Origin of the sequence: Methylobacterium sp. HMF5984 (assembly GCF_045033435.1) — a bacterium.
Taxonomy (GTDB): Bacteria; Pseudomonadota; Alphaproteobacteria; order Rhizobiales; family Beijerinckiaceae; genus Methylobacterium.
The window spans coordinates 713,310-737,598 of record NZ_JBJFLN010000001.1; the positions used below are offsets into that span (position 1 = coordinate 713,310).

Annotated in this window: 23 protein-coding genes; 13 read left to right on the forward strand and 10 right to left on the reverse strand. The window is 71.4% G+C overall.

Features of this window, described 5'->3' with window-relative positions:
- Window positions 1-2 precede the first annotated feature (2 nt).
- From ACFZ8E_RS03405 to ACFZ8E_RS03420, 4 genes are all read right to left on the reverse strand, one after another.
- The gene (locus ACFZ8E_RS03405; protein ID WP_243933978.1) at window positions 3-1,901 is read right to left on the reverse strand and encodes a peptidylprolyl isomerase; all 1,899 of its coding nucleotides are present in this window, start codon (window positions 1,899-1,901) and stop codon (window positions 3-5) included.
- Between the two features lie 125 nt (window positions 1,902-2,026).
- Entirely contained in the window at window positions 2,027-3,493 is a 1,467-nt protein-coding gene (locus ACFZ8E_RS03410) for a TadE/TadG family type IV pilus assembly protein (RefSeq protein WP_405042013.1), read from the reverse strand.
- Window positions 3,478-4,191: a TadE/TadG family type IV pilus assembly protein gene (locus ACFZ8E_RS03415; RefSeq protein ID WP_405042014.1), complete on the reverse strand. Its 714-nt coding sequence runs from the start codon at window positions 4,189-4,191 to the stop codon at window positions 3,478-3,480. The genes ACFZ8E_RS03410 and ACFZ8E_RS03415 overlap by 16 nt, the downstream gene beginning before the upstream one ends.
- Window positions 4,191-4,742: a TadE/TadG family type IV pilus assembly protein gene (locus ACFZ8E_RS03420; RefSeq protein ID WP_405044321.1), complete on the reverse strand. Its 552-nt coding sequence runs from the start codon at window positions 4,740-4,742 to the stop codon at window positions 4,191-4,193. Before ACFZ8E_RS03420 ends, ACFZ8E_RS03415 begins: the two co-directional genes overlap by 1 nt.
- Window positions 4,743-5,005: 263 nt before the next feature.
- Here ACFZ8E_RS03420 and tpiA point away from each other — a divergent pair, with 263 nt between their 5' ends.
- Window positions 5,006-5,767: a triose-phosphate isomerase gene (gene tpiA, locus ACFZ8E_RS03425; RefSeq protein ID WP_147728023.1), complete on the forward strand. Its 762-nt coding sequence runs from the start codon at window positions 5,006-5,008 to the stop codon at window positions 5,765-5,767.
- 15 nt (window positions 5,768-5,782) lie between these two features.
- On the opposite strand, the gene ACFZ8E_RS03430 is transcribed toward tpiA, so the two are convergent.
- Complete coding sequence (locus ACFZ8E_RS03430; protein WP_405042015.1) at window positions 5,783-6,223, reverse strand: nuclear transport factor 2 family protein; 441 nt, start codon at window positions 6,221-6,223, stop codon at window positions 5,783-5,785.
- 260 nt (window positions 6,224-6,483) lie between these two features.
- Between ACFZ8E_RS03430 and secG the strand changes: the two genes are divergently transcribed.
- From secG to ACFZ8E_RS03470, 8 genes are all read left to right on the forward strand, one after another.
- Window positions 6,484-6,915: a preprotein translocase subunit SecG gene (gene secG, locus ACFZ8E_RS03435; protein ID WP_147859624.1), complete on the forward strand. Its 432-nt coding sequence runs from the start codon at window positions 6,484-6,486 to the stop codon at window positions 6,913-6,915.
- A 174-nt stretch (window positions 6,916-7,089) separates the two neighbouring features.
- A complete protein-coding gene (locus ACFZ8E_RS03440; protein ID WP_147729175.1) occupies window positions 7,090-8,718 on the forward strand; it encodes a CTP synthase in 1,629 nt (542 codons plus the stop codon).
- 16 nt (window positions 8,719-8,734) lie between these two features.
- Window positions 8,735-9,133, forward strand: coding sequence for a DUF350 domain-containing protein (locus tag ACFZ8E_RS03445; protein ID WP_405042016.1), 399 nt, complete (start codon window positions 8,735-8,737; stop codon window positions 9,131-9,133).
- A gap of 185 nt (window positions 9,134-9,318) precedes the next feature.
- A complete protein-coding gene (locus tag ACFZ8E_RS03450) occupies window positions 9,319-9,927 on the forward strand; it encodes a DUF1190 domain-containing protein (RefSeq protein WP_405042017.1) in 609 nt (202 codons plus the stop codon).
- Window positions 9,927-11,093: a glutathionylspermidine synthase family protein gene (locus ACFZ8E_RS03455; protein WP_405042018.1), complete on the forward strand. Its 1,167-nt coding sequence runs from the start codon at window positions 9,927-9,929 to the stop codon at window positions 11,091-11,093. The genes ACFZ8E_RS03450 and ACFZ8E_RS03455 overlap by 1 nt, the downstream gene beginning before the upstream one ends.
- 53 nt (window positions 11,094-11,146) lie before the next feature.
- Window positions 11,147-11,599 (forward strand): DNA polymerase III subunit chi, encoded by a 453-nt coding sequence (locus ACFZ8E_RS03460; protein ID WP_147728855.1) that lies wholly within the window; start codon window positions 11,147-11,149, stop codon window positions 11,597-11,599.
- Window positions 11,600-11,799: 200 nt separating this feature from the next.
- A complete protein-coding gene (locus ACFZ8E_RS03465; RefSeq protein ID WP_405042019.1) occupies window positions 11,800-13,332 on the forward strand; it encodes a S10 family peptidase in 1,533 nt (510 codons plus the stop codon).
- The gene (locus tag ACFZ8E_RS03470; protein WP_147728854.1) at window positions 13,329-13,715 is read left to right on the forward strand and encodes a hypothetical protein; all 387 of its coding nucleotides are present in this window, start codon (window positions 13,329-13,331) and stop codon (window positions 13,713-13,715) included. Before ACFZ8E_RS03465 ends, ACFZ8E_RS03470 begins: the two co-directional genes overlap by 4 nt.
- 74 nt (window positions 13,716-13,789) lie before the next feature.
- Here ACFZ8E_RS03470 and ACFZ8E_RS03475 read toward each other — a convergent pair whose 3' ends face one another.
- Complete coding sequence (locus ACFZ8E_RS03475; protein WP_405042020.1) at window positions 13,790-15,580, reverse strand: hypothetical protein; 1,791 nt, start codon at window positions 15,578-15,580, stop codon at window positions 13,790-13,792.
- A 169-nt stretch (window positions 15,581-15,749) separates the two neighbouring features.
- On the opposite strand from ACFZ8E_RS03475, the gene ACFZ8E_RS03480 reads away from it, so the two are divergent.
- From ACFZ8E_RS03480 to ACFZ8E_RS03495, 4 genes are all read left to right on the forward strand, one after another.
- The gene (locus ACFZ8E_RS03480) at window positions 15,750-17,252 is read left to right on the forward strand and encodes an NAD(P)/FAD-dependent oxidoreductase (protein WP_405042021.1); all 1,503 of its coding nucleotides are present in this window, start codon (window positions 15,750-15,752) and stop codon (window positions 17,250-17,252) included.
- 148 nt (window positions 17,253-17,400) lie between these two features.
- Window positions 17,401-18,696, forward strand: a complete 1,296-nt coding sequence (locus ACFZ8E_RS03485) for a sorbosone dehydrogenase family protein (protein WP_243933962.1) — start codon at window positions 17,401-17,403, stop codon at window positions 18,694-18,696.
- A 132-nt stretch (window positions 18,697-18,828) separates the two neighbouring features.
- Window positions 18,829-19,149: a cytochrome c gene (locus tag ACFZ8E_RS03490; protein WP_147728826.1), complete on the forward strand. Its 321-nt coding sequence runs from the start codon at window positions 18,829-18,831 to the stop codon at window positions 19,147-19,149.
- Window positions 19,150-19,216: 67 nt separating this feature from the next.
- On the forward strand, window positions 19,217-19,660 hold the full coding sequence (locus ACFZ8E_RS03495) for a hypothetical protein (RefSeq protein ID WP_405042022.1): 444 nt from the start codon (window positions 19,217-19,219) through the stop codon (window positions 19,658-19,660).
- A gap of 63 nt (window positions 19,661-19,723) precedes the next feature.
- Here ACFZ8E_RS03495 and ACFZ8E_RS03500 read toward each other — a convergent pair whose 3' ends face one another.
- The 4 genes from ACFZ8E_RS03500 to ACFZ8E_RS03515 form a co-directional block, all read right to left on the reverse strand.
- Entirely contained in the window at window positions 19,724-20,848 is a 1,125-nt protein-coding gene (locus tag ACFZ8E_RS03500; RefSeq protein ID WP_405042023.1) for a GNAT family N-acetyltransferase, read from the reverse strand.
- Entirely contained in the window at window positions 20,845-22,191 is a 1,347-nt protein-coding gene (locus ACFZ8E_RS03505) for a lipopolysaccharide biosynthesis protein (protein WP_405042024.1), read from the reverse strand. Before ACFZ8E_RS03505 ends, ACFZ8E_RS03500 begins: the two co-directional genes overlap by 4 nt.
- Window positions 22,192-22,286: 95 nt before the next feature.
- Entirely contained in the window at window positions 22,287-23,186 is a 900-nt protein-coding gene (locus tag ACFZ8E_RS03510) for a GDSL-type esterase/lipase family protein (RefSeq protein ID WP_243933955.1), read from the reverse strand.
- 11 nt (window positions 23,187-23,197) lie between these two features.
- On the reverse strand, window positions 23,198-24,289 hold the full coding sequence (locus ACFZ8E_RS03515; protein WP_147729421.1) for an OpgC family protein: 1,092 nt from the start codon (window positions 24,287-24,289) through the stop codon (window positions 23,198-23,200).

The window sequence follows — 24,289 nt, forward strand, 5'->3', positions numbered from 1 at the left end:
CCCTAGTACTCGCCGCCGATCGCGCGCCGCAGCGCCGCCTGGTTGACGCTGACGCCGGCGTTCTTCTGCACCTCGGCGATGTATTCGCCGAGCACGTCGTCGGCCAGCGCGGTGCGGAAGTTGCCCTCGATGGTCTTGTCGGCCGGGCTGCCGGCGACGAAGGCCGGCATCGTCGCGGCCTCGACTTTGTAGACCGCGCGCGCCTCGCCGGACGCGGCCGAGCCGGCCTTGCCGACGGCGGTCGCGAAGATGCGGTTGACCACGTCGACCGTCAGCGCGTCCTTGGCCTGGTTGCGGGCCAGATCGTCGCCCTCCTGCGGGTTGACGCCGATCTCGGTGCCGAGCGCCGCGAGGGTCTCGCCCTTGTCGAGCCGCTCGGCCAGAGCCTTGCCCTTGGCCTGCAGCAGGCGCGAGACCTCGGCCTCGCGCCAGCCTGCGGCGACCGCGTCGCGGACCTCGTCGAGGGGCTTGTCGTGCGCCGCGTCGATCTTGGTCACGTCGTACCAGACGTAGCCGCCGGCCTTGGTCCGCAGCGGCTCGTTGTCGCCGCCGATCTCGGCGCGCAGCAGCGCCGGCAGCGTCGTCTCGGAATCGGGGATGCCGGCCACCGTCCGGCCCGCCGGATCCTTGCCCTGCGCGTCGACGCCCGCGATCGTCACGATCGGCAGGTCGCGCTCTTTGGCGATGTCGGCGAGCGGCTTGGCGCCGGCGCGCTGGTCCTCGATCGCGTCGTGGATCTTGTCGACGCCGTCGCGGGCCCGCGCCAGCGCGATCTGCCTGCGGATCTCCGGCTCGACCTCGGCCAGCGTCTTCACCGTCGCCGGCTCGATCGCGGTGACGTGGAGGAGCACCGTGCCGAAGCGGCCCTTCACCGGCTGGCTGGTGCCGTCCTTGTCGAGGCCGAAGGCGGCATCGGCCACGGCCGGATCGAACAGCTCGGCCCGCGTCAGCGTCCCCAGGGTCAGGTCCTTGCCGTCGGTGCCGCGCTCCTCCGCCACCGCGGCGAAGCTCTTGCCGTCGGCGATCGCCTTGCGCGCCGCCTCGGCGGCCGCGGCATCGGGGAACACGATCTGCTGGATCGTGCGCTTCTCGGGCGCGCCGAAGCGCGCCTTCTCCTGGTCGTAGACCTTCTGCACCTCCTCGGCCGAGACGGCGTCGGGCTTGGCCATCGCCGCCGGGTCGAGCACCAGCAGGGTCGCGGCACGGTATTCCGGGGCACGGTAGGCCGAGCGGTTGCCCTCGTAATAGGCCTTCAGCGCGTCCTCGCTCGGCGCCGCGACCTCGCCGGCGGCCGAGGGCGGCAGCATCAGGTAGGCGGCCTTGCGCCGCTCGGTGGCGTACCGATGGACCGCCAGGCGCATCGCCTCCGGCACGTGCAGGTCGGCGGAGACCGCCTCGGCGAGCTGCAGCCGCGCGATGACGGCGCGCTGCTCGCGCACGAACATCGCCTCGTTCAGGCCGGCGCGCTGGAGGGTCTGGTAGAACAGCGCCGACTCGAACTGGCCTTGCGCGTTCTGGAAGCTCTTCTCGTCGTGGATCGCCCGGATCACCGACGCGTCGGGCACCGCGAGGCCGAGATCGGAGGTCTTCTGGTCGAGCGACGCCTCGGTCACGAGCTGGGACAGCACCTGCCGGTCGACGCCGAGCGCCCGCGCCTGATCCGGGGTCAGCGTGCGTCGCATCTGCGTCTGGTAGCGCTGGAGCTGGTTCTGGTAGGCGGTACGGACGGCCTCGGCCGTGATCGGCGTCTTGCCGACGGTGGCCACCGCGGTCGACGAGCCGCCGCGGAAGAACTCCTCGACGCCGAAGACCGCGACGCCCGCGATTAGGAACGTGAAGATCACCGTCAGCACGATCTTGCCGAGCCAGTGCTGGCTCGCGTTGCGGATGTTCTGCAGCATTCTCTTAGCTTACGCGCGCTCGGATCGCCGGAGGCATCCGGCCCTGTCGGGCGCCGCGAGGCGCCGTCCTTTGATCCGCCCGCGATAGCCTAGTCCGCACCGGCAGGCAAAGGCCGCCGCCGAGCCTACTGCGTCAGGCGGGTCATCTTCACGGCGCGGTCGAGCATCGCGCTCAGCGAAGCGTTGATTTCGTCCGCCGAACTGGCCGTGAAGAAGAAGCCCGGCGAGGCGCAGCTCTTGAGCGGGGTCGAGAGCGTCGGGCTGAATTGGTTGACCTGATTGTTCTCCCAAGCTGTATAGGTTCCGTCGTTGGTTGAGTTGATCGTAATATAGGGGATGTAGAGGACTGAAATTGTCGCGCCGGCGTTCTTCAGCGCTGTGCAATTGGACGGGTCCATCTGGGCGGGGCTGGAGCCGTCCCACCACGCGTTGGCATAGCCGTTGAACTTCGATGGGTTTCCAGGATACGTGTACTTTCCGTTCTTCCAAAGATAGTAGTGTTGACCGTTCTGCATTCCGTCCGTGATGAGAAACACGAACGGCTTCGGGTTGCTGGTGGACGAGCCATCACCGTAAGCCGAGATGGTCGACTTCATCTGAGGCAGGGCGACCTCGAAATGCGTCCCGCCGCTCCCCGTGCCGGTGCTCGGATCGCCGTTGACGGAGAGCTGGGTGGTGTTGGTATCGAGAAGATTGGTGAACGCCATTGGCGGTTGCTTCGTGCATTCGGCCGCCGTGTTCGCCGTGGCAAGGTTGCTGGAGAGCGGAGAAAGCGTCGCCAACTGATTGATGAACGGATAGATGCCGACCCGGTACTGGTTCGGGACGATCATTTGGCTCGTGGCACGCTGAAGCAGCGAGCAAACGGCATTGTTGACAGAATCCGAACGCAATTGAATCGGTTTCGGTTTGTAATTGACTGCCAGGTTCCACCCGTTGGCTCCGGGCCAGTGGCAAGCGAACATGCATCCCTGTTTGGAATCGGTGAGCGTCGATTCGACGTTCATGCTGGCGAGCAGGTTCATGTCGCTGGCCGAGGTCGGCAGTCCCATCGATCCCGACACGTCCACCATCACGTAGAAGTCGAGGTAGCTTGCGAGGTCGGTCGACGCGGTCACCGTGTTGGCGAGGGGGGTCGTCGGCGTGCGGAAGATCCGGCCGAACGTGTTCGTCACGGTGGCGGTGTAGGCGACCGTCGACGTCAGGGATTGGCCGTCCGGGGCCAGCTGCGGCGTCTGCAGCGTGTAGGTGGTGAACGGCACCTTCCCCGCGTTGACGTTGAAGACGTTGGTGGCCTGGGTGATGCCCGCAGCGATCGCCTTGGCGGTGAGGTTGGGCTGGCCCTGGTTGGCGGCGATGTAGGCCTTGGCCGTCGCCACGGCCGCGACCGCGGCCGCGTCCGCCGCGCCGTCGAGCTTCGTCTTGTTGGTGATCGCGACGCCGTAATCGACCCCGAGCCCAATGAGCCCGACCAGCGGGATGAGGCTGAGGCCGAAGATCATCGCGACGTTGCCACCCCTTGCCTCCGCAAAGCTCGGACGCGAGATGGCGTGCCGGTCTGCCCGGCGAAGGCGGTTCAGTAGCCAGAACATTTCGTGGCGATCCCGTCGCTGTTCGCGGTGTCGTAGTTCACGAGGGTGGCGTAGCGCGGCTGGACGTAGACCGAGCGGGCGATCTGGCTGCCTGAAAAGAACTTCGCACCGAAGAACGGCTTGAAGGTGAATGCCACGTCGATGACGATGATCGAGCCGGGACCGTAGACCGAGCGCGGCAATGTTCCGACGTTCGGCGCGGCGGTATTGTCGGCGGGCAGCAAAGGCGTCCCGCAGGGGCGCTGGGTGCTGCCGGACGTGCCCGTGCTCGTCCACACGACGTTGGCCGTGTAGCAGGCGCTCATGTCGGCCGGGTCGTTGCAGGCGGTCGACTTTTGCGTGAAGGCGACGCTGGCGTACTTGATGGTGATGTCGTTCGACCAAAGCACGTTCTGCCGGGCCGCATCCTTCATGACGTAGGGGAACAGCACGAGCGCCGAATCGAAGCTGAAGTGAAGGTCGGTCGCGTTGACCGTGGCGATCGTGGACCCCGGCGGCGGCGGCACCTGTGAGATCATCTGGCTGATCGAGTGCGCGACGAGCTCGACCTTGCGCGTCGCGTTCACGTACGTGACCAGCTGGATGCCGCCGAGCATCAGCGCGAGCAGCGCCGGCAGGACGAGCGCGAACTCGACCGCCGACAGCCCGCGCCGGTCGTCGCGGAAGCGTTGCGTGAGGGATGGCCGACGGGGTGCCATCAGAACTTCTCGTTGCGGAATGCCGCCGTCGAGATCGCCAGGTAGCTCGTGGAGCCGTCGGTGCCGAGCAGGGATGCGAAGACGCTCGGCAGGACCGAAATCGGGTAGATGACCTGCAGGTACTGATAGTCTCCAGCATTGCCGAGATCGTACTGGCCCGATCCGTTCGTCTGGGACGGCACCAGGAGGCCGCTGACGTCCGGCTTGACGAAGGCGTAGTAGCCGCTCTTCGCGCCGGAGGTCGGCTGCACTTTGTAGAGGTTCACCACAACGTTCCCGCACGACATCACGGCCGGCAGCCTGCTGCAGAGCGCGGTCTTGAACGTCGCCTGATCGATGCCATTGATCTTGGCTTTGCCGATCATCACCTGCCGCGCGGCCTGGCTCGTCGCGTAATCGAGCCGCTGGTTGACGAACATCACCAGGGCGACGGCCATGACGAAGGCGATCGTCAACAGCAGCATCGGCGCGACGAGGGCGAATTCGACCGCCGTCGCTCCGCCTCTCGCCTGAAGGAATGTCCGTGGACCGCGCATGCGCCGTGATCGCATGTCAGGAATTAAGGCCGATCTAACATAGGGTAGCCGTTTTCGGCCTATCGCCCCTCCGCCTCGCCGGCATCCCCCGCGCGGGTGTCCTCGGTTCTTTCGATCCATCGCGTCTCGGCATGCCGCCCGTCCCCGGAGCGGGGGCCAGGTGATCTTCGTCGCGGATCGTCTCCCGGCGCGGCCGATCCGGTTTGCGCCCTCATGCGGGCTCTGGTAGCCCCGGCCTACGCGTGCGCCGGCAGGCGTTTGGGACGGCAGGGACATCGATGATGCGTTCGGGACGGCGGCCCCTGGTTGCGGGCAACTGGAAGATGAACGGCACCCGGGCCTCGATCCCCGTGGTCGACGCGGTGCGGACCGGCCTGTCCCCGGCGCTCGCCGAGACGATCGACCTGCTGATCTGCCCGCCCTCGACGCTGATCTCGGCCTGCGTCGCCGCGACCTACGATTCGTCGATCGCCATCGGCGGCCAGAACCTCCATGCCAAGCCGAGCGGCGCCTTCACCGGCTCGATCTCCGCCGAGATGCTGGCCGACCTCGGCGCGCGCTACGTCATCGTCGGACATTCCGAGCGCCGGGCCTACCATCACGAGACCGACGACGGCGTCCACGCCAAGGCCCTGGGCGCCCGGCGCGCCGGCCTGTGCGGCATCATCTGCGTCGGCGAGACCATGGAGGAGCGCGAGCAGGGCCGGGCCCTCGACATCGTCCGGGCGCAGCTCGCCATCGGCACGCCGAAGGGCGCGACCGGCGCCGACACCGTGATCGCCTACGAGCCGGTCTGGGCGATCGGCTCGGGCCGCACGCCGACGGCGCGCGAGATCGCCGAGGTCCACGCCTCCCTGCGCGAGATGCTCGACAAGCTCGTCGGCGAGGAGGCGGCCAAGATCCGCATCCTCTACGGCGGCTCGGTCAAGCCCGGCAACGCGCGCGAGCTGCTCTCGGTGGAGAACGTCGACGGCGCGCTCGTCGGCGGCGCCAGCCTCGTCGCCGAGGATTTTCTGGGAATCTGCGCCGCCTACGCCTGAGCGATCCGCGCCCGCTCAGATCTTGTAGGCCTGCCGGGCGAGCAGCCGCCAGCGGCCGCCGTCCCGGTGCCAGACCTGCATCACGCCGATGCGCACCGGCGCGGTCTTGCCGCCGGAGGTCGTCTCGCCGCTGAACACGTGCCGGGCGATGGCGTCCTCGCCGACGACCGAGACCGAGCGGTCCGACAGGACGATGCTCGGGAAGGCGGAGCGCCCGCTCGTCAGCGCGTCGACGAAGGCCGCCTTGCCCTGCACAGCGCCGCTCGAATGACCGTAGCTCAGGCCGTCGAGCACCAGCGCGTCGAGGGTGGCCGCGTCCGGCGCGAGCAGGGCCGCGGTCAGGGCGTCGACCGCCGCCTCCACCTCGGCCTCCGGTCCCGCCGCGCCCGCCGGGGCGGCCCGGGCGACGGAGGCGGCGAGCGCCACGGCGAGCACGAGGCGGCGTGAGATGGGCATGGCGTCATCCTCCGGTCCGAGGCGGCCGATCCGAAGCGCCGCTCTTCGCGCCCGCCTTTGAGCACGCGGAGCGATCGTCCGGGGAGCCGGGCGGCTGACATCGGCGCGCCGATCGTCACGTTTGGCGCCCGCACGCTTGTGGTGTATGTCCCCGGCAGATTTGTAGCCGGTGCGATGCAGCTCCGGCCGTCGTGTCCGGCTCCCCGTCCCAGCGAGCGGCTCCCGGGACCGGCGCGCGCAAGAACGATTCCGGAATTCCGATGCAGACAGTCCTGATCGTCGTCCATCTCATCATCGTGCTGTCGCTGATCGGCGTGGTGCTGCTGCAGCGGTCCGAGGGCGGGCTCGGCCTCGGCGCCGGCAGCAGCGGCGGCGGCGTCTCGGGCTTCATGACCGGGCGCGGCCAGGCCAACGCGCTGACGCGGGCCACCGCGATTCTCGCCGCCCTGTTCTTCGTCACCAGCCTGACGCTGGCGGTGATGTCGCACCGCTCCGCCGCGCCGAAATCGATCCTCGACGGCGCCAACGGCACGACGCAGCCGGCCGGCCAGCCCGCGGGCGCCGACAACCTGCTCGACACGTTGCGCCGGCAGAACAACGCCCCGGCCGCGGGCACCCCGGCGGCGCCCGCCGCGCCGGCGGCCCCGACTCCGGCCCAGCCGGCCGTTCCGGACGCGCCCCAGTCGCGTTGAACGCCGCGATCGAATCGGAACGACGCAGCCGCGCCGTTCGATCGGGCAAAGGAAACTTAACGCTCCCGCCCTAGGCCGGCCCAATCCAGCATTGTGCGAATTCCGTGGGAATCGCGCGGTGCGGGTGGCATGCCGTTTGGCGAATCGCCCAGCCTTCTCTATGGACCGAGGCCCATGACGCGGTACGTTTTCATCACCGGCGGCGTGGTCTCCTCGCTCGGCAAGGGTCTGGCCTCGGCGGCGCTCGCGGCGCTGCTCCAGGCGCGCGGCTACTCGGTCCGCCTGCGCAAGCTCGACCCCTACCTCAACGTCGACCCGGGCACGATGAGCCCGACCCAGCACGGCGAGGTCTTCGTCACCGACGACGGTGCCGAGACCGACCTCGACCTCGGGCATTACGAGCGCTTCACCGGCGTCCCGGCGACGCGTGCCGACAACATCACCACCGGCCGGATCTACCAGGACATCATCGCCAAGGAGCGCCGCGGCGACTACCTCGGCGCGACGATCCAGGTGATCCCGCACGTCACCAACGCGATCAAGGACTTCGTTCGCGACGGCAACGACGCCTTCGATTTCGTGCTCGTCGAGATCGGCGGCACGGTCGGCGACATCGAGGGCCTGCCGTTCTTCGAGGCGATCCGCCAGCTCGGTAACGACCTGCCGCGCGGCTCCACCGCCTTCGTGCACCTGACGCTGCTGCCCTACATCCCGTCCGCCGGCGAGCTGAAGACCAAGCCGACGCAGCACTCGGTGAAGGAGCTGCGCTCGATCGGCATCCAGCCCGACATCCTGCTCTGCCGCTGCGACCGGCCGATACCCGCCGACGAGCGGCGCAAGCTCGGGCTGTTCTGCAACGTGCGCGAGACCGCGGTGATCGAGGCGCGCGACGTCGCCTCGATCTACGACGTGCCGCTCTCCTACCGCGAGGCCGGCCTCGACCGCGAGGTGCTCGCGCATTTCGGCCTCGCCCACGACGGCGAGCCGGACCTCTCGCGCTGGCGCACGATCTCCGAGCGGGTGAAGAACCCCGAGGGCGAGGTCACCATCGCCATCGTCGGCAAGTACACGGGCCTGAAGGACGCCTACAAGTCGCTCACCGAGGCGCTGATCCACGGCGGCATCAGCCATCGCTGCCGCGTCAACCTCGAATGGATCGAGGCGGAGGTGTTCGAGCGCGAGGACCCGGCCCCGTTCCTCGAAGGCATCAACGGCATCCTGGTGCCCGGCGGCTTCGGCCAGCGGGGGGCGGAGGGCAAGATCCGCGCGGCGCGCTTCGCCCGCGAGCGGAAGATCCCGTATTTCGGGATCTGCTTCGGCATGCAGATGGCGGTGATCGAGGCGGCCCGGTCGCTCGCCGGCGTGCCGGACGCGAACTCGACCGAGTTCGGCGACACGGCCGAGCCGGTGGTCGGCCTGCTCACCGAGTGGCTGCGCGGCAACGAGCTGGAGCAGCGTGCCGCCGCCGGCGACCTCGGCGGCACCATGCGGCTCGGCGCCTACGATGCGACGCTGCACCCCGACACGAAGATCGCCGGGATCTACGGCAGCACCCACATCTCCGAGCGCCACCGCCACCGCTACGAGGTCAACATGGCCTATCGCGAGCGGCTCGAGGCCAAGGGCCTGCGCTTCTCCGGCCTGTCGCCGGACGGGCTCCTGCCCGAGACGGTCGAGCATGTCGGCCACCCGTGGTTCATCGGCGTGCAGTTCCACCCGGAGCTGAAGTCGCGTCCCTTCGCGCCGCATCCGCTGTTCGAGGGCTTCGTCGGCGCCGCGATCGAGCAGAGCCGCCTGGTGTGAGGCGGGACCGCCCGCGATGACCTCGATCTCCGGGCTGCCCGCCTTCCTCGGCTACGGCGCCATCGCCTGCGGGCTCGTGGCGCTCTACCTCGGCGTCTACCTGACGGCGACGGCGCACCGCGAGATCGCGCTGATCCGGGCGAACAACGTCGCCGCCGCCACCGCGCTCGGCGGCAGCCTGCTCGGCTACGCGCTGCCGCTGGCCGTGGCGATCTACAACGCGCAATCGGCCCTCGACTGCGTGATCTGGGGCCTCGTCGCCCTCGTCGTGCAGATCCTGATCTACTTCCTGGTCCGGCTCGTCCTGCCCGACCTGTCCCGGCGGATCGCGGCGGGCGAAGGCGCCGCGGCGATCCTGCTCGCCTCGGCCTCGCTCGCCGGCGGCGTGATCGATGCGGCGGCCATGACCTACTGACGAGCCCGCGATCGGGATCCGCCGAGCGTGCGGCGCCAGGCGTCGCGGATCGCGCATCGGGCTCCGCGGCGGGGCCGGCCGGCGAAGCTTGACCATCTTCTCAAGGGCCGCCGGCGTTCCTACATCCGGGCCTCGCGGCGTTCTGCCGCCTGGGAGCTGGGCCGTCCGAGACGGTCCGAACGATCATGGCCTCGTCCATCGAACGGTCCTCGAAGCGCTCGACCACCGTCGCGCTCGTCCTCGTCGCCGGCGCCGGCGCCACGGCCCTCGCGCTTGGGCGGTACGATCCCTCGCAGCGCGAGGAGGATGTCCTGGTCTACGGCGGTCCCGACGCCTGCATCCGCGGCGGCATCCGGACGGAGACCGATTGCCGGAGCACCTACGCCACGGCGCTGGCGGCCTATCCGGAGGCGGCGCCGCGCTACCTCTCCCTGGCCGATTGCGAGGGTCATCACGGCGCCGGGCATTGCGTCGACGGAACCGCCGTCGCGACGAGCGCGGCCGGCCGCTTCGTGCCGATGCTGGCCGGCTACGTCATCGGCCGCCGGATCGAGCAGGCCCTCGAGCCGCAGCCCGTCTACGATCATCGCCTCGGCCAGGCCGGGGCGGCGTATTCCGGATCGGGCGGCTACTGCACGAGCTGGGGCGGCCGCGTCGTCACCGGAAGCGGCGGTGCGTCGTCGCGCGCGCGCGTCGCCTCGTCGGCGGTGCGCCCGGCCGCCTCCGGCGGGTTCGGCGCGACCGGCCGGGGCTTCGCCTCCCACGGGATGGCGGGTCACGGGAGCGGCGGCTGATGCGCCGCATCGCGATCGGCGAGCGGCCGGGCTGGCGCGCGAGCGCGCGGGCCGCCGGCTTCACCTTCCACACCCTCGACGGCGCGCCTTACTGGGACGAGAGCCACGCCTACGCCTTCACGCTCGGCGAGATCGAGCGCGACATCGAGGCGCCGGGCACCGAGCTCCACGCGCTGTGCCTCGCCTTCGTCGCCGACGCGGTCGAGGACGCGCGCATCCTGGCCTCCCTGGCGATCCCGGAGGCGATGTGGGACGTCGTGCGCACCAGCTGGCGCCGCGGCGACCCCTCGCTCTACGGGCGGCTCGACCTCGCCTACGGCGGCGAAGGCACCGGCCCGGCCAAGCTCCTCGAATACAACGCCGACACGCCGACCGCGCTCTACGAATCCGCGGTGTTCCAGTGGCTCTGGCTCGAGGACCTGCTGCGGCTCGGGCGGGTGCCGGCGGGCTCGGACCAGTTCAACGCCGTGCACGAGCGCCTAATCGAGCGGTTCCGGGCGGTCGGCGGCACCTGCCTGGCCCTGGCGGCCTACGCCGACGCGCCCGAGGACCGCGGCACCGTCGCCTACCTGGAGGATTGCGCGCGCCAGGCCGGCCTCGCGACCCGCTTCCTCGACCTCGGCGATATCGGCCATGCCGCGAGCGGCGCCTTCGTCGACCGGACGGAGGCGCCGATCGCGACCCTGTTCAAGCTCTACCCGTGGGAATGGGCGTTCACGGATGCGTTCGGCGCAGCGCTCGCCGCGACGCCGACGCGGTTCCTCGAACCGCCCTGGAAGGCGGTCCTGTCCAACAAGGGGCTGCTGCCGCATCTCTACGCCCGCGAGCCCGGCCACCCGAACCTGCTGCCGGCCTATTTCGAGAACGACCCGCAGAAGGCGCGGCTCGGCACCTCGTTCGTCAAGAAGCCGCTGTTCTCGCGCGAGGGCGCCAACGTCCTGATGGTGCGCGACGGCGCGGTGCTGGCACAGGATCACGGCCCCTACGGCGCGGGCGGCCATGTCCGGCAGGCGCTCGCCGAGCTGCCGTGCTTCGACGGGCGCCACGCCCTCGTCGGCGCCTGGATCGTCGGCGACGCCTGCGTCGGGATCGGCCTGCGCGAGGCGGCCGGCCCGATCACCACCGACGCGGCGTTGTTCGTCCCGCACGTCATCCTGCCCGGGTGAGTGCGCCGATGACGCGCTGTGCAAAGCGCGCCCAGCGGCCTATCTGAGCGGGCGTGACGGACATCCTCTTCTACCACCTCCAGAACCAGCCGCTCGAAGCGGTGCTGCCGAACCTCGTCGAGAAGTCGCGCGAGCGCGGCTGGCAGGCGGCGATCCAGGCGGCGAGCGAGGAACGGCTCCAGGCGCTGGACGATCACCTCTGGACCTTCCGCGACGACAGCTTCCTGCCCCACGGCACCGATCGCGAGCCCGACGCGGCGAGCCAGCCGGTGGTGCTGACCTTGCGCGACACCAACCCCAACGCCGCCGCGATCCGCTTCCTCGTCGAGGGCGCGGACCTGCCGCCGGATGCGGGCGACTACGAGCGGATCTGCGTGCTGTTCGACGGCACCGACCAGGACGCGCTCCTGCGCGCCCGCGAGCAGTGGAAGGCCGCCAAGGCCGCCGGCCACGCGGTCGCCTACTGGCAGCAGGACGACGGCGGCCGCTGGCTGAAGAAGGCGTGACGCTCCCCCGCGACTGGAATGCAGGACCGACCATGCCGATCATGAAAATGGCGCGCGTTCTTCCCTCCCCCCTTTGCGGGGGAGGGTGCCCTGCGGAGCAGAGGGGGAGAGGGGAGCGCCGTATCCGGAGAGGTCGCGCCCTTCTCCCGGCCCTCGCTGACGCGAGGGCCCCCCTCCCCCGCAGAGGGGGGAGGGGGTTCGTGGCACTCGTCGCGCTTCTCTTCGCGATCGTTCCGCTTGCGGCGACGGCCCAGGCGCCGCAGCGTGGGCCCACCGAGGCGCGCGCGCCGGAGGGAAAGAAGCTCCCGCCCGACGTCACCACCGAGCAGAGCGTCACGCTTCCCAACGGCCAGAAGCTCGATTTCACCGCGACCGCGAGCAGCCTGCCGCTGGTCGACGAATCGGGCAAGCTGCAGGCCGAGATCGCCTTCGTCGCCTACACCCGGCCCGCGGCGGCCGGGACGGTGCGGCCGATCACCTTCGCGATCAACGGCGGGCCGGGGGCGGCCTCCGCCTACCTGAACATCGGCGCGATCGGGCCGTGGCGCCTGCCGGCCGACGGCGCGAGCATCAGCCCGTCGCGCTCGGTCGCGCTGGTGCCGAACGACGGCACCTGGCTCGATTTCACCGACCTCGTCTTCATCGACCCAATCGGCACCGGCTACAGCCGCGCCGCGGACGGCGACGGCAAGGCGTATTGGAGCGTGGAGTCGGACGCCTCGGTGCTGTCGGCGGCGATCGCCCGCTACCTGCGCGTCAACACCCGGATGGGCGACCCGAAATTCTACGTCGGCGAGAGCTACGGCGGCTTCCGGGGACCGCTCATCGCGGCCAAGCTGCAGGAGGAAATCGGCGTCGGGCTGTCGGGCCTCGTGCTGCTGTCGCCGGTGCTCGATTTCGGCACACTGGCGCCCCCGCGCGCCAACCCCTGGGGCAACGTCCTGCGGCTGCCCTCCTACGCGGCCGGCGCCCTGGAGCGGGCCGGCACCGTGCCGACTCGCGAGACCCTGGCCGACACCGAGCGCTACGCCACCGGTGCCTACCTCGCCGACCTGCTCAAGGGGCCCGACGACGCGCCGGCGGTGGCGCGCCTGACCGAGCGCGTCGCCGCGCTGACCGGGCTCGACCCGGCCTTCGTCAAGGCGCAGGGCGGGCGGCTGTCCTCAAGCAGCGTCCAGCGCGAGGTCGACCGCGCGTCGGGCCGCGTCGCCAGCGCCTACGACACCGGCGTCTCGGGATGGGACCCCGACCCGACCGCGGCGCATTCCAGCTTCGACGACCCGCTGCTCACCGCGCTCCAGGCGCCGCTCACCAGCGCGATGATCGACCTCTACGCGAAGACGCTGAACTGGCGGGTGACGAACCTGCGCTACGAGCTCCTGAACACGGCCGTGAACCGAGGCTGGAGCTGGGGCGGCGGCCGCTCCGCGCCGGAGGCGGTCGGCGCCTTGCGCGGCGTGCTGGCGCTCGACGGCAACGTCCGCGTGCTGGTGGCGCACGGCTTCACCGACCTGGTGACGCCGTACTTCGCCTCCAAGCTGCTGATCGACCAGATCCCGTCCTACGGGGCGGAGCCGCGGCTCTCGCTGGCGGTGTACCCCGGCGGGCACATGTTCTATTCCCGCCCCGATGCCCGGGCGGCGTTCAAGCGCGACGTCTCCGCCCTCTACGCCGCCGCGCTGAAGGCGCGCGAGGCGACGGCCCCGAACCCGCAGCGCAAGGAGGCGCCGTGACGTTGCCAGATCTGCGGACCCTCGCCGGCGCCGGCCTGATCGCGGCCGCCCTCCTCGGCGCCTGCACCGTGACCGAGCGGACATCCCCGCCCGCGCCCTCGGAGATCGTGCCGATCCCGCCGCGCGTGCCCGCGGCGGCGACCTTCACCGGCCCGGTGCTCGCGCCGGACGGATCCTGCACCGGTCCGGCCCCGGCGAGCGCCGCCGCGATCGAGCCGGGCATCGGCGAGTGCGACCTCGTGCGGCTGAAGGGCCGCCCGCCGGTGGACGTGCTGGTCGGGGAAGGCCGCGCCGGCCGCGAGGTCCAGGTGCTCTACACCGAGCCCGGCGCGAAGGAGCTGTACTTCTTCGTCAACAACAAGCTCGACCGCGTGGTGAAGTAGGCCGCCGAAGGCGCGCCTCCGTGTCACGACCGCTATGAAGGCAGGGGGGCGACGGGACCCGGTCGAACCCTGGGCTATCGCACCCGCCAGACCTTCAGCACGTCGCCGCCGACGGGCAGCGGCTCGAGCCAGTCGGCCTGCACGTCGCCGCGGGCGAGGCGCGTGGCGAAGGCGGGGCCGTCGAGGCCCTGGCTCGGCCGCGTGCAGCAGACGATGACGTAGCGGACGCCGTGCGCCGCCACATGCCGGCGCAGGTCGGCCTCGCTGCCGCCGAGACCCTCGATCGCGGCGGTAAGCCCCGGGATCGCCCGGTGATAGGGCGCCGCGACCACCGCGTGCGGCGTCCGCATCAGGATCGACGGTCCCATGATGATCGGCGCGAGCACCGTTCCGGCGGGCAGCGCGGCGAGCGGCGTCACCGCGGCGTCGTCCTGGCAGGCAAAGGACTTGGCGGTCGCCGCCGAGGCCCCGCTCTCCTCGACCAGGCCGGCGAGGACCGCCGGGATCATCCAGGCTGTGCTGATCAGCGCGATGCCTAGGGCGGCGAGGCCGGCGCGTTGACGCGGCGGCGCGGCGCGGTCGCTCGCCAGCGCGTGGGCGCGGTCGAGCGCCGGCCCCGCCACGAACGGGATCAGCCCGGAGGCGACGTAGATCCCGCGGAACTGGAACCAGCCGATGACGAGGCCCGGCCAAAGCAGCATGGCCGCGACGCCGTAGGCGCGCCGGTGCGCGGGCGCCCCCCGGAACGCCGCCCAGGAGGCGGCGAGCGCCGCCAGCACCAGGACGGGATAGTAGACCAGAATCTCGTACTGCCTGCGAGCGACGAACTTCGGAACCGAGGCCATCTCGTTGACCATGAGCAGCCAGCGGTCCCGGACCAGCGGCGTCATCCCTGGAAAGGGGCCGCCGAGGCACACCGGGAACAGCAGGACGAAGCCGCCGACGAGGATCGCGCCGATCGTCGCGACGACCGCGACGCGCGCCCCGATCGAGCCGAGCCGCCGGTCGAGCCCCGCGCAGGCGAGCGCGGCCGCCCCGCCGCCGCCCGCCAGCCAGAGCCAGGGCGGCGAGAGCGCGTCGCAGGCGGTGGCGGTCCAGAGATGCGGTGCGGTCTGCGCCCCGAACAGGAGCGGCGCCGCAAGCCCGATCCCGAGGCCGAAGCCGAGGAAGCAGAGCAGGGCCGGTCGCCCGCGGAAGACCCAGTCGCCGACCACGAACAGCGCCCCGAGCGCGACGGAGGGCAGGCCTTCGAGGCCGATCGCCAGGGAGAGGGCCGCGAGCGCCCCGGCCGCACACCCGGCCCTGGCACCGCCGCGGATCAGGGCCGTCGCCATCCCGAGAATCGCGATCATCTGCACGTCGTGGTGGTCGATCCGGCCGGCGGCGAACTGCACGGTGACGCCGAAGGTCTGCGTTGCAGCGAACAGCGCCAGCACCGCCGCCCGCTTGCCGAAGGTCGTACGCACGCCGGTCCACAGCACCGCGGCGTAGACCGCGAGCAGCAGCGGCGGCCAGAACGCCGCGACGATTCCCTCGGCGAGCCCGGAGCCGAGCAGGGGCGTCAGTGCGAGGAGCAGGCCGGCCAGCGGCGCGTCGAGCAGGCGCGACCAGTGGCTCGGCACGCCGCCCGGCGGCAGGAATCGGTACTGGACGTTGTCGTACCAGCCCTGGCCGGCGGCGAGGTCGCGCGCCTCGACGAGGCGCATCGCGTCGTCGGTGTCGGGCACGCGCAGGTGCCGGATCGTCTCGATCACGTCGCCCGGCGGATACAGCGTGACCGCGCAGAAGAGCACCAGCAGCCACAGGATCGTCCCCGCATCGAGGCGTGCCGGCTTCCCGGCCGAAAACGAAGCTGTGGCCGCCATCGCGCCTCTCCGGTGCCCGCCGGCCGCTCCGGCCGCGGCGGGTCTCGTTCCGCTCGCGCGACCCTGCCGCGAATGCGCTTAACGGGCGGTCAAGAGCGTCAGCCTGGCAGGTTTCCTTAACCACACCGTGCGCAAGGTGCGCGGACGCAGAAGCAGGCCGGGGCAGCGGATGAGTCATCACACCGAGACGCTGGTGATCGGCGGCGGCCCCGCCGGGCTCACCGCGGCCTACCTGCTGTCGAAGCAGGGCCGCGACGTCACCGTGCTGGAGCGCGACTCGACCCAGGTCGGCGGCATCTCGCGCACGGTGAGCCACAACGGCTACCTGTTCGACATCGGCGGCCACCGCTTCTTCTCGAAGTCGAAGGCCGTGGTCGACCTCTGGGACGAGCTCCTGCCCGACGACTTCATCGAGCGGCCGCGCCTGTCGCGGATCTACTACCAGGGCAAGTACTACGCCTACCCGCTGAAGGCCTTCGAGGCCCTGCGCAATCTCGGGCTCCTCACCAGCACCGCCTGCGTGCTGTCCTACCTCTACGCCCGCGCCCGGCCGATCGCCGCGCCGAAGCACTTCCACGGCTGGGTCCGCAACCAGTTCGGCGAGAAGCTGTTCTCGATCTTCTTCAAGACCTACACCGAGAAGGTCTGGGGCATGTCCTGCGACGCGATCTCGGCCGACTGGGCCGCGCAGCGCATCAAGGGCCTCGACCTCGGCGCCGCCATCCGCGACGCGCTGAAGCGCTCGCTCGGGATCCGGGCGAAGCCCAAGGCCGGCGAGCCGGTGATCAAGACGCTGATCGAGTCGTTCCGCTATCCCCGCCGCGGCCCCGGCATGATGTGGGAGGCGGCGTCGGAGAAGATCGCCGCGCAGGGCGGCAGGGTTCTGCTCGACCGCGGCGTCGACGGCCTGTCGTTCGACCCCGCTGCCGGCCTGTGGCGCGTCGCGGCGGTCCGCGGCGACGGCACGCGCGAGACCTTCACCGCGCGCCACGTGATCTCCTCGGCGCCGGTGCGCGAGCTCGTGGACGCGATCACGCCGCGGCCGATCAGCACCTTCCAGGCGCGCGCGCTGCAGTATCGCGACTTCGTCACGGTGGCGCTGATCGCCAAGTCGCAGAAGAACTTCCCCGACAACTGGATCTACATCCACGATCCCTCGGTGCAGGTCGGGCGGGTGCAGAACTTCCGCTCGTGGTCGCCCGAGATGGTGCCCGACGAGGCCCATACCTGCCTCGGGCTCGAATACTTCTGCTTCGAGGGCGACGGCCTCTGGACCGCGAGCGATGCCGACCTCGTCGCTCTGGCCAAGCGCGAGATCGGGCAGATCGGCCTGATCGACCCGGCCGACGTGGTCGACGCCTGCGTCGTGCGCCAGCCCAAGGCCTACCCGGTCTACGACGAGACCTATGCCGAGAACGTCGCGCTGGTGCGGATGGAGCTGGAGCGGGACTTCCCGACGCTGCACCTCGTCGGCCGCAACGGCATGCACAAGTACAACAACCAGGACCACGCGATGATGACGGCGATGCTCACCGTCGAGAACATCGTCGCGGGCCATCGCCGCCACGACGTCTGGCGGGTCAACGAGGATGCCGAGTACACCGAGGCCGGAATCTCGGGGGCGCAGGCCGCTCTCGGCAGCGAGCGGCTGGTTCCGCGCAAGGTCGCCTGAGGCGACGGGAGCGAGAGGCGTTTGCCAAGACAGTGATGCGCCCGCGTCACGACGCGGCCTTGCCGATGCCGGCGCGCGGCATACACTCCCCGCCAACGCCCGGTTGCAGGGGCGGTTTCGGGAGGCAAGCCCCATGCGATCGGTCCCCATGCGATCGGTGATTCTCGCCGCGCTCCTGTCGAGCGCGGCCGTCGCGACCTCGGGATTCGCGACCTCCGCCCTGGCGCAGGGCGCGTCCCCCGCCGAGACCAAGGCGAAGGCGGACGACCTGGAGAAGCTGCAGGGCTTCAAGAGCACGAACACGGCGCCCGCGCCCGAGATCCCGCAGACCGGGCGCAAGGCCGACGCCATCCGCAAGACGCTCGGCAGGATCAAGCTGCCCGAGGGCTTCAAGATCGACCTCTACGCGATCGTGCCCGACGCCCGCTCGATCGCGGTCGGCCCCAATGCCGGCGTGCTGTTCGTCGGCACCCGCAAGACCAAGGTCTACACCGTCACCGACCGCGACAAGGACCGGGTCGCCGACGAGGTCCGCGCCTTCGCGCCGGGCATCGACTTCAAGATCCCCAACGGCGTCTGCTTCTCGAAGGACGGCGTGCTGACGGTCGTCGAGCAGAACCGGGTGCTGTCCTTCCCCGCGGCGGAGTTCTTCTACGAGAACCCGGACGTCGCCGCCGGCATCGTCGTCAAGCAGGGCGAGCTGATCCCGGCTGGAGAAGAGAGCTACAACCACACCGCCCGCGTCTGCCGCGTCGGGCCCGACGGCAAGACCTACATCGCGCTGGGCCAGCCCTACAACGTGCCGGCGCCGGAGAAGCTCGAGCTGTACCGCACGCACGGCATCGGCGGCATCGTGCGCGTGGACGCCGACGGCAAGAACCGCGAGGTCTACGCCACCGGCATCCGCAACTCCGTCGGCATCGACTTCGCGGCCGACAAGACGCTGTGGTTCACCGACAACCAGGTCGACGGCATGGGCGACGACAAGCCGCCGGGCGAGCTCAACCACGCGACGAAAGCCGGCGAGAACTTCGGCTTCCCGTGGTTCGGCGGCGGCGCCGTCCGCACCGTCGAGTACAAGGACCAGGCGCCGCCGGCCGACGCGGTCGCGCCGGTGGCCGAGCTGCCGCCGCACGCGGCCGATCTCGGGCTGACCTTCTACAACGGCAAGCAGTTCCCCCAGGCCTATCGCGGCGGCCTCTTCATCGCCGAGCACGGCTCGTGGAACCGCACCGAGCCGGTGGGCGCGCGGATCATGTTCGCGCCCGTCTCCGACGGCAAGGTCGGCGCGCCCAAGCCCTTCGCCGAGGGCTGGCTGACCGGCGACGGCGAGTATCTCGGCCGCCCCGTGGACGTCGCGGTGCTGCTCGACGGCTCGCTCCTGGTCTCCGACGACGCGGCCGGGGCGGTCTACCGGATCTCGTACGAAGGCGACGCGAAGTAGGGCGATCGGCCGTCGAGGGCCGTGCACCCTCTTCCCTCCCCCGCGTAGGGGGAGGGAGAACGCGCCGAGCCGGCGTCGCCCAGCGCGTTGCACGCGCTGTCTGAGTCCCCCCTGAATGCTTCCGGTCACCCCATGCTCCGCCCGTCCCTCCTCGTCCTGATCCTCGCCCTCGCGCCCGTCGCCGTCCAGGCGGGCGATGCCGCCGCCGGGCGCAAGCGGGCCACCGCCTGCCAGGCCTGCCACGGCATGGACGGGCTCTCGAAGCTGCCGGAGGCCCCCAACCTCGCCGGCCAAGTCGAGATCTACCTGGTGAAGGCGCTGACCGAGTACCGCGACGGGACGCGGCAGAACCCGGTGATGTCGGTCGTGGCGAAGGACCTGTCGGACGCCGACATCGCCAACCTCGCGGCCTATTACGGCGGCCTGCAGATCGAGGTGATCCCGCCGGGCTGAGGTCCCGAGGCGGCTTTCGCCCGGCGCCCCGTCGCCCTATCCCGATCGAACGACGCGGAGGTTTCCGATGTGGACGTCGACGATGCCGCGCCCGGAGGCGCCGGCCTTTCGCCAGCGCGGATGGCCGGCCACGCCGGCGCCGCGCGGGCTGCTCGCCCTCGGCACCGTCCTGGCAATCGCCGCCGCGGGCTTGGTGGTCGCGCGCGCCCCGGCGACGACGATCGATCCCGATCTGGTGCGGGTGATCCGCGCCATGGCCGTGATCAAGGGCGGCTTCGCCGCGATGGCGCTCGCCGCGTGCTGGTGGCGCCTCGGACAGCCGGCCTCGGGCTGGCGGGGGGGCGCCTACGTCGCGGGCCCGGCGCTGATGGCGGGCGGCGCCCTCGCGCTGTGGTCGCTGCAGAGCGTCGGCGCCGCCGCGCTCGGCCTGCATCTCGGGCTGTTCGGCGTGCTCGCCGCCGGGCTGACGGACCCCGCCTTCTTCGACGGCCGGCACCGCCGGCGCACGTGACGCGTTTTCGAGCGCGATGGAGGCCGGCTCGCGTGAAGAAAACGCGACTGCAAAGAAGACGCCTCAGCGGCCGAGGCGCCGCCGCGCCGCGTCGCGGGCGCGGTGCTCGAAGCGGGCGAGGCGGACGCGCCGCTCCAGCGAGAGCGCGTCGCGGCCCGGCGGCATCGCGATGATCTCGGCGACGCGCTCGCGCTCGCGATACAGGCTTTCCAGGGCCGAGCCCGCGAGCGTGGCCGAATCGAGCCGGTCGGCGAAGGCGGTCTCGTGGCAGGCGCGCACGATCTCGGCTTCGAGCAGCAGGCCCGGGGCGCAGGCGCGCCGGTCCTCGTCGTAGGCGGTCTTCAGCAGCGTCGCGGTGCCGCCGCCGGTGAGCGCGAGGCTGATCGCGACCGGCCTGCCGTCGACGGCCAGGATGTCGGCGCGCGCCCCGACGGGCCCGTGCGTCGGCCCGAACAGCGCGCGCGCGAAGGCCGCGTGCTCCGGGCGACAGGCCATCGCCGAGCCGGCCGCGCCCTTCCAGCCGGCGCGCTCCAGCGCGAGGAAGGCGGCGACCGCCCGCTCCAGGCCTGGGCCGGAGGCCGCCGTCTCGAACGTCACCGCGCCGGCCTCGCTCAAGCGCTTGGCGCGGCGGCGCAGGTCCTTCAGGCGGGCCCTGTGCGGGTGGCCGGCGAGGAAGGCGTCGTGGCTCGGGCGCCGGTCGAGCACCGGGCGCTCAAAGGCGGCCACCGTGGCCCGGCGCCAGCCGGCGCGGTCCATGGCGGCGACGAGCCCGGCACCGGCCGGCCCGTCGAGGGACAGCAGCGGCCAGCGCCAGGCGCGCCCGCCCGAGGCCGCGCCGAGGCCCGCGACGAGGGCGTCGAACACCGCATCCGGCCCGTCGGCGACGAGGGGCGCCGTCGCGGTGACGAAGGGCGAGAGGAAGGGCCGCGCGACGCGCCCGCCGAGGCCGCTGAGATCGCGCACCATCCGGTAGGGCAGGGCGGCCTCGAGCCGTCCCTCGCGGCGGACGGTGACGAAACGCAGGGCCTCGGCGGCGAGGCCCGCCCGCTGGTGCGCTTCGACGACGTGGCGCGCGTAATGCGGATGCGGCGCCCGGGCGCGGCCGAACAGGTCGTCCCATTCTTCGGGACGCGGCGCGTCGGACGGCCCGGCCTCGATCGCGGGGACGGGCGATGCGACCCGGATCATCGGGCGTCCATCGCGAAAAGGCCGGCCCAGACCGGGGTCGCGAGGCCGTGAACGCGCCGCGCCGCCAGCGCCAGGATGCCGGCCCGCAGGACCGTGGTCAGCGCCATCCCCAGCGCCGCCCCGATCACCCCGAGCGGCGGCACGAGGACGAGGCAGGCGCCGACCGCCACCGCCAGCATCGCCAGCGTGATGCCGGCGCAGAGCCGCTCGCCGCCGAGCATGGTCAACAGGTCCTCGCCCGGGCCGAACAGGCTCGCCGCGACGCTGCCGGCGGCAAGCACCGCGAGGATCGGGATGCTGTCGGAGAATTGCGGCCCGAACATCGCCAGCAGCAGCGGGCTCGCGGCGACGACCCCGAGCGCCACCAGGGCGGTGGCGGCCAACGTGCCGCGGCCCTGCAGGCGCACCAGCCAGGCGAGCGTGTCCCGGTCGCCGACGGCGTGCGCCGCGCTGAAGCGCTGCGCGGTGGCGGCGACGGCGGCGAAATGGACGAACACGACGAACTGCTGGATCCGCGTCGCGGCGAAGTACAGGCCGACGGCGGAGGGCGGCATCAGGAAGCCGAGCACGACGACGTCGACGAAGGTGAAGCCGGCATTGGCCAGGTCGATCAGCGCGATCGGCAGGCTGGCGCCGAGCCAGTGCCGCCAGCGGTAGCGGCGCGGGCCCCGGGGCAGCGTGCGCGCCATCCGCGCCAGCACCAGCCCGGCCTGGATCGCGACGGCGAGGATCGCGGCGGCGAGCATGCAGGCCATCGCCACCCAGGCCTCGGCCGGCGCGCCGAGCAGGATCGCGGCGACCATCGCGACCATCATCACGGTCTGGCGCAGCAGGTAGGGCGGCGCGATCGCCAGCACCGCCCAGTTCTGGCTGCGGGCGAGGCCTTCCAGGTAATCCTGGAGCGCGAACAGCGGCAATACGAGCGCCGCGACGAGGAGCGGCGCGCGGTAGGGCCCGGCGACCCAGCCCGGCCACAGCGTCAGCACCGCGGCTCCGAGCAGCGCGACGGCCAGGGCCGCCCCGCCGATCGCGACGGCGCCGGCCACGAGGTAGCCGCGGGCGTGGTCGAGGTCGCCGCGGGCCTGGTCCACCGGCAGGAAGCGGCAGGCGCCCTGCGACAGGCCGAGCGTCACCGAATGGCCGATCATCGCGGTCCAGACCCAGACCGTGGCGAAGACGCCGTATTCCTGCCAGCCCATCAGCCGGGCGGTGAGCACCTGCGCGCCGTAGGCGAAACCGGCCGAGGCGATGCGGATCGCGAACACGTCGAGGGCGGTGCGGGCCGGGCCGGTCGCGGCGATGCGCAGGCGGCGGACGGCCGAGCCGAGGGTCGCCGCCGCCATCTCCGCCTCCCTCGACCCCGCGGTTCCGCACCGCGCGGATCGGACCCGAGCCCTAACCCGGGCCCCGTTGCGGCGGGGTTAATGGGCCGGCGCCGTCACGGTCTGGGGGGCGCGACCGCCGCGCCCACGGTGCCGGACGTCTCGCGCGGCGGCGCGGCCGCGCTGCCGGTGGCGTCCGGCTGCTGCAGCGACAGCGTGATCGCCCGGCTGACATGCTCGGCCATGCAGCGCAGGCCGAGGTCGTTCAGCCGGAACTGCTGGCCGAGCATGTGGCCCTCGCCCTTGTCGCTGCGCCCGGCGAGGTAGCGCATCGCGTCGTAGCGCAGCACCAGCGGCACCTTCTCGCTCGTCGCCACGGTGCGTACCGACTGGACGATGCTGGTGTAGTACGCGTCGGCGGCGAGGCTGGCGGTGTAGAGCGGATCGACCAGGACCACGTCGATGTCGTGCGACTTGATCCACCTCACGGTCTCTGTGAGGGCGTCGGTGAAGGCGTCGAGCTCGACCCGGGCGAGGGCGTCGTGGGTACCCACCTGCCAGATCACGAGGTCCGGCTCGACGTCGGCCACCATGCTGCGCAGGCGCTCCGCCGCGCCCGAGGCGATCTCGCCCTGGAGGCCGCGATACTCCATCACCACGTCGACGTTGGGCATCGCGCGCTCCAGCGCCGTCTCGAGCTTGACCGGGTAGGTCGCGGACGCGCCGGGCGCGGCATTGCCGCCGATGGCGAGCACCCGCACCGGGCGCTTCTTCAGGATCGCCGCCTTCACCGCCTCGAGCTGGGCCAGCGTGTAGAGCTGCGAGCCCGGCACGCGGCATTCGGGCGACAGGCTGGGATCGGCGGGCTCCGCCTCCTTGGCCGCGGCGCCGGAGGGCGGGGACACGATCATGGGAGCGCCGCTCGACCGGGGCGCGGCCTCGCGAGGGGCGTCCTGCGCATCCGCGGGGGCGCTCGCGATGAGGCCGAGGAGCAGAGCGGCGGCGATCCGGCGCATCGCGGCGGCCCTCACGACGCCACCCGGACTTTTCGGCCGCGCCATTCCACGAACCATGCGGTCGCGCCGAGGCCGACGATGCCGACGGCGAGCACGATCATGTCGACGATCAATCCGCCGCCGGTCCGAAAGCGCAGGAGCTGGCCGCCGAGGCTCAAGATCGATCCCATGGAGAACACGGCCAGGGAATTCCGGCCCAGGCTCGCAAGATACCCGACAATCAAGGGGATGCGGGGCGCGATGATACCGTAGACCGGACCGAATGCGAGAAGGACGCCCACGAAATGTAACAGGCGCGCCGGCGTCAAGTAGGTCTTGTCGAAGCTGAACAGCAGTCGCGGGTCCGGGACCAGCATCGGATCGGGGCGGATCTCCAGCACCGAGAGCACGATCCCGAGGACGACGATCGCGATCCCGAGGGGGAACAGGCGGCGCGACCACAGCCGCAGCGTGCCCGAGGTGCGGTTCCAGTCCTGCAGGACGAAGCCGAGCACCAGGAGCAGCTGCCAGCACCACGGATCGAAGAACCAGTCGCCCTGCCCGGGCCAGGACGGCAGGTTCCACTCCTCGACGAGGCTGGCGAGGTAGAGGCCGGCCGAGAGCCCGAGGGCGAGGAGCCGGCTCTCTCTGGCGATCAGCACGAAGACCGGGGCGATCCCGAGCAGCACCACGTAGAGCGGCAGGATGTTGAAGAACCCGAGCTGGTGGGTGAGCAGCACCATGCCGACGACGGTTTGGATCGGGTCGGCGAAGAACCCGCCGGCATTGTGCCATTCGAGGATCAGCGGGTTGTCGAAGACCAGCGCGGTGCCGGCGATCATCGCCAGCGCGATCACCATCACGGCGAGCTGCGCCCGGTAGACCTCGATGGTGCGCGACAGGAGGCGCAGCACCGAGCGCAGCCGCGGCTCGGGCGTGCCGTCGCGGCCGCGGGTGGCGATGCCGATCGACCAGCCGGCCAGGAACACGAACAGCTCGGCCGCGTCCGAGATGCCGTACTGCGAGTAGGTGTAGCGCTCGAAGGTGTTGCCGGGGACGTGATTGATGAAGATCGTGACCAGGGCGAGCCCGCGCCAGAAATCGATCGCGTTCGGTTCCCGCAT